General features: G+C 63.9%; 5 protein-coding genes. All 5 read right to left on the bottom strand.

From position 1 onward, the window contains the following. A partial coding sequence (locus tag DB032_RS00005) for a hypothetical protein (RefSeq protein ID WP_146176543.1) occupies positions 1-394 on the bottom strand: 394 nt, incomplete at its 3' end. Beyond that, on the bottom strand, positions 391-1,587 hold the full coding sequence (locus DB032_RS00010; RefSeq protein WP_107797747.1) for a hypothetical protein: 1,197 nt from the start codon (positions 1,585-1,587) through the stop codon (positions 391-393). The genes DB032_RS00010 and DB032_RS00005, both read right to left, overlap by 4 nt. Before the next feature lies 1 nt (position 1,588). Continuing rightward, on the bottom strand, positions 1,589-1,852 hold the full coding sequence (locus DB032_RS00015; protein WP_107797748.1) for a PAAR domain-containing protein: 264 nt from the start codon (positions 1,850-1,852) through the stop codon (positions 1,589-1,591). Positions 1,853-2,094: 242 nt separating this feature from the next. Then, the gene (locus DB032_RS23485; protein WP_146176544.1) at positions 2,095-2,400 is read right to left on the bottom strand and encodes a hypothetical protein; all 306 of its coding nucleotides are present in this window, start codon (positions 2,398-2,400) and stop codon (positions 2,095-2,097) included. Positions 2,401-2,411: 11 nt separating this feature from the next. Continuing rightward, complete coding sequence (locus DB032_RS00020) at positions 2,412-4,514, bottom strand: DUF6396 domain-containing protein (protein WP_107797749.1); 2,103 nt, start codon at positions 4,512-4,514, stop codon at positions 2,412-2,414. Between the last annotated feature and the right edge of the window lie 186 nt (positions 4,515-4,700).

Below are 4,700 nucleotides of genomic sequence, written 5' to 3' on the forward strand. Positions count from 1 at the left end.
GCGCCGGCACCGCCTGGTGGATGGCCTCGGGCGCGCCGCAGAGCAGCAGCCAGTGCGGACGCTGCCGGGCCGGGCGCTGGCGCCAGTCTTGGGCGATGAGCGCCAGGCCGGCCCAGTTGGCGCTGGGCGCGGACGGCTCCAAGCTGGCCGGGCGCGAAGATTTGCGGCCGGGCCAGCGCGCCAGCAAACTTTGGCGGGCGGCGGCCAGCTTGGCCCGGTAACGGTTAAACAGCAGGATGAGCAGCAGCAGGGCTGTAGCGGCCACGGCGCTCCACAATACCGTGTCGCCCAGTTGCAGTTCGCTTAAGTCGATAAGCTTGCCTTGCCACAGGGCGAACAGGCCAAGGCAGATCGCCAGGCCGGCGATAATGAAAACCCAGATGCCGAATTTCATGCCGCTTTCTCCATGGCGCCGCTGGGAGGTGAGTTGATGATGGCCTGAATCCAACTGCTTTCTTGCTGCTGCCAGGCCAGCACTTGCGCGCCGGGCAAGCGAAGCTGGCATAGCAAGGCCAGTTGCAGCGGATAGCCCCAGGCGCCGGTTTGACCCAGCCATGAGTCCAGGGCGTGGCAACGCGGGGGCTGGTTTTTCAGCCACTGCAAGGCGGGCAGCTCGGCGATCCGGCCCCAGGCGGCTTGCGCGGTCTCGTCCAATTGGCTGTGCCAGCCGCGCGGCGCGTCGGCGCCCGGCAACTGAATCTCTTGCAGCGTGGCGAAGTCGGCCATCATCTGCGCGGCGTCGGTTGGCATCGGCCGCGGCAAGTAAACCAATGGCTGTGCGGCATCGGGCTGCAATAAGAGCGCGAAGCCGAGTTCGCACTGCGCCGGCGCGGATGCGCCCAGCGTCAGCTCGGGGTGCAGGTGGGCGGCTAACAACAGGGCGGGCTGCCGGAGCCGGCCCTCCCCATCCGGGCCGCCATGGGCGGCCAGCAGCCAGGCGCGGGTCTGCTCCGGGTCCAGGTCGCGGCTGCCCGCTTGCCAAGCCTGGCCGGCCGGGAGCTCGCTCAGGCGCGACCAACACAGCGAGCGCCAGGATTCGGCGTGGCGCGCCGGCGCGCACAGCAGCAGCTGGCAGTGGTCCAATCGCGCCAGCGCCTGTCGCAATTCCGGAGTCAGCAACTGATCCAGCAAGGCCAATAGCCGTTGCGGCAAGGGTTTGCCCGGCAACAAGGCGTCCAGCGCCAGGGCTTGGTCCTGATGCGGCCCGTTCTGGCCGCTGAGCGCGCCGTTCAGCGGCCGCTCCTGCGGATGGATCACGCTGACGGCGGTCACCGGCAGCGCCGCGCGCGCCCATTGCACCCAGCCGGCGCGCAGTTCGTCCTGAGCCTGATGCTCGGCCCGGATGTTTTCGCGCTCGGTTTCAAACAGGTAGTAACGCAGCCCCCACAGCATCAGCCAGACCAGCCAGGGCATGAGCAGCGCCCAGCCCCAGAAGCGCCAGCCCTGGCCCAGGCTGGCGCGCGGCCAGAGCAGACTGGCGGCCGTCAGGCCGATGGCGAAGGCGGCCAGCAGCAAGGCCAGCCAGCGGGCGGGGGAAGGCGGCTCCGGCCAATCCGGGCGCTTGAGTTGCGGCAAGGGCCAGGCCATCTCAAACCTCGCCGGCGTTGGGCAAGGTGGAGATCAGCGTGCAGCCGCAGCCGGCCTGGAAGCCTTCCAACGCGAAGGCCGAGCCATGGGCGGACATGCGGGTGGGGCCGGGCAAAATGGAGCTGACGCCATGACCCGGTTGGGGGCAACTGACTTGATCGCCCACCCGGGCGGCCGCCTTGCCGTAGACAACCGGGCCGGAAGCGCTGATCACGCTGCCGCCATGGCTGGTGGGGTCGCCTAAACGAATGATTTTGCCGGGCATGAATAACTCCTTAATTTATTTAATAAATGACAAATCCGCCATGTCATGAGCTTGTGACAGCGAGGCGCGCTAATCAGGGTCCGGCGGCTATAAAGCGCTCAAAAAAATGCATAGCGGCGGCACAATCAATAAGAGGCTTGCAGACAGGACAATGACTCCCCTGGGCTTGCCTTGCTTGATTTGATGGCGGATAACAAGCACCAGTACGGCAAGCCAGACCAGCAGAAGCGCTAAGAGCCAGTTCAAAGTCTGCTGCGCTTCGGCGATACGGCGTTAAAAACAAGCTCAAAATGCTCATGTACCACTTGTACATTCCGCTTTTTCGCTCGTTTTCGCCTTGTCTCGCTCTTGCTCGCGAGACTTTGAACAGGTTCTAAGGCAATAAAGATGAATATCTCCACCAGCCTCCCCAGATTTCCTGGCGATGCGAAACCAGGCGCGGCGAGTGCCAGCCCGCTTAATCCAAACAAGTATTGGGTGTGGCGCATAAAGTATTTCTCCATCAAGCCAGCGTCCGCTGCCGCGACGCATGCGTTTTTTGCCGTCATGGCCGCAAAATCTAAAACCGCGGTGGTTCCGTGGGCTCCGTGCCGGGGGCCGCCTCGAACAGGCCGGTGGCGGGGTCGAGCTGCTTGGCTTCGGCCAGCTGCTGGATCAGTTCTTCGCTGGGTTGGTCCGGTCCCGGACCACTAAAAGCCTTCTGCCACTGGAGGCTGCCATCCCAGGGCGGCAAGGGCGCAGGCGGCAGCGGCACGATTTGGTCTATGTTGGTTATTTCCGGCTGTCGCTGGGCATTGGCGCGGAGGAGTTCTTCGATCTTCTGGTAGCGGCGGCTGCGTTCCGGGTCCCGAGCCAGCCCCATGGAAAACAAACTGTCGTAGGGAGGTGGGTTGAAACTGTTCCTCAGGAAGTAAGCGGCGGCCGGATCGCCAGCCTTGACCCCCAGCTGGAAGATTTGCAAGGCTGCTTGGTAGTCTCTGGCCTGCCTCAAGTGACGTCCGGCGATCCTGACCGCCTGCGCCAGCCCCTGCTCTGCCGCACAGCGGTACATTTGATGCGTGAGTTCAGGGGCCTCACCTGCTGCCGTCAACACATTGGCGACATGAAACAGCGCCTCAGGCGAGCCCAGATCGGCTGCCTTGCGGAAAGCGCGCAGCGTCTGCTCTCGGTCGCTTTGGAGCATTTCCTTGCTGCGGATGCGGTTGCCGCCGCGGGCGTAGTTGTAAGAGGCGAAGTTGTAGTATCCGGGAGCCAGGTTTTGATCCACCAATTGCTGGTTGAGCGCCATGGCCTCGCGCAGGCCGCTGCGGGCGGGGTTGATGGCGAGGTAGCCGCTGAGCAAATGGCTTTGCAAATTGATATTGGCCTGGACATGGCCGTGGGCGGCGGCGATGCGGTATAGCCGCAGTGCTTGCCGCGCAACCGCCGGATCGAGCGTTTGCGCGGCGCCTTGCAGCAGGTGCCGGGCGTACAGGAACAAGTGTTCGGCTTCCGGCATGGGCTCGGGCAGCCGCTGATGGATGCAGCGGAATGCGGACGTCGTCAACAGCGGGGCGTTGGCTTTGGAAGGTTTGCGTGGGCGTTTAGCCGCGACGGGCGGCGGCTCGCGATAGGAGGTGACGGCCAGGCCACGGGCCTCGGCAAGTTGCTGGATCAGCGCTTCGCTGGGCTGAGCCGGTCCCGGCCCGCGCCAGGCTTTCAGCCAGCGGAAGCCGCCGTCCCAGGGCGGCAAGGGGGCCGGCGGCAGCGGCACGATCTGGTCGACGTCTTCGACGGTGGGTTGCAGGTAGGAGTGCGAGGACAGGAATTGCCGGATTTGCTGGTAACGGCGACTGCGTTCGGGGTCCAGTTTCAGAGCCATATAATATGCACCATCATCGGGGGGAGAAGTCTTGAAGCCTTCTCCAAGAGCAAGGGCAGAAGTAGAGTCTCCCGCTTTAACCCCAAGCTGATGAGCCTGTAATGCCAGTGGGTATTGCTTAAGATTGCGCTGCCGAATGCCTAGTGTTGAAGCCGCTTTGGCATGGCCTTGTTCGGCGGCACATTGCCACATCTTCACTGCGATATCAGGAGCTTTGTCGTAGGGGCTGAGTAGCTCGGCGACATAGAACTGTGCCTCGGGATTGCCCAGATCGGCAGCCTTGCGGAAATAGCGCAGCGCCAGCTCGCGGTCGCGCTTGATGCCATAACCCAAGCTGGTGTAGTAGGCGAGGTTGTAATAGCCGGGGGCCGGCGCTTGCTCCAGCAATTGTTGGTTCAGCGCCAGCACCTCGCGAGAGCCGCCAAGAAGATCGCCATCGGTCAGCCCATTTTGCAAATTGATATTGGCTTTGACGTGACCATGGGCGGCGGCAATGCGGTAGAGCAGCCGCACCTGATGATTGACCGCTGGGTCGCGCTTGACCAGATTGTGTTTTTGCAGATAACGGGCGTAGAGGAAGAGCTGATCCGCTTCCGGCGTCGGCGCCGGCAGTTGCTGGTGGACGCAGCGGAAGGCCAAGGCCTCTTGCTGTTTGGGGCTGAGGGTGCTCATGCGGGGCTCCTGGGCCAGGGCCGGGGCGGCGATGCTCACGGCTAAAGCCGTCAGCCACAAGGTCACGGCCGCCTGCTGGATCAGCGGGCGGTTTGCCGGGTTCTGGCGCGTGCTGGCGTGGCTGAACATCGGGTGCTCCTTTCAAGCCTCGGGCGGCAGTTGGTAGCGCACCAGCTCCCATTCCACCTCGGTGGGCCGGTAGACCTTCCATTCCTTGCTCAGCCATTGCTGCCACCACGGTAGCGGGAAGGCGACATCGAGCAAGGGCAGCGGCTGGCCGGCGGTGCAGTAACTGGTGGGATGGGTGCTGCCCCA

This window comes from Chromobacterium sp. Panama (assembly GCF_003052555.1).
Lineage (GTDB): Bacteria > Pseudomonadota > Gammaproteobacteria > Burkholderiales > Chromobacteriaceae > Chromobacterium.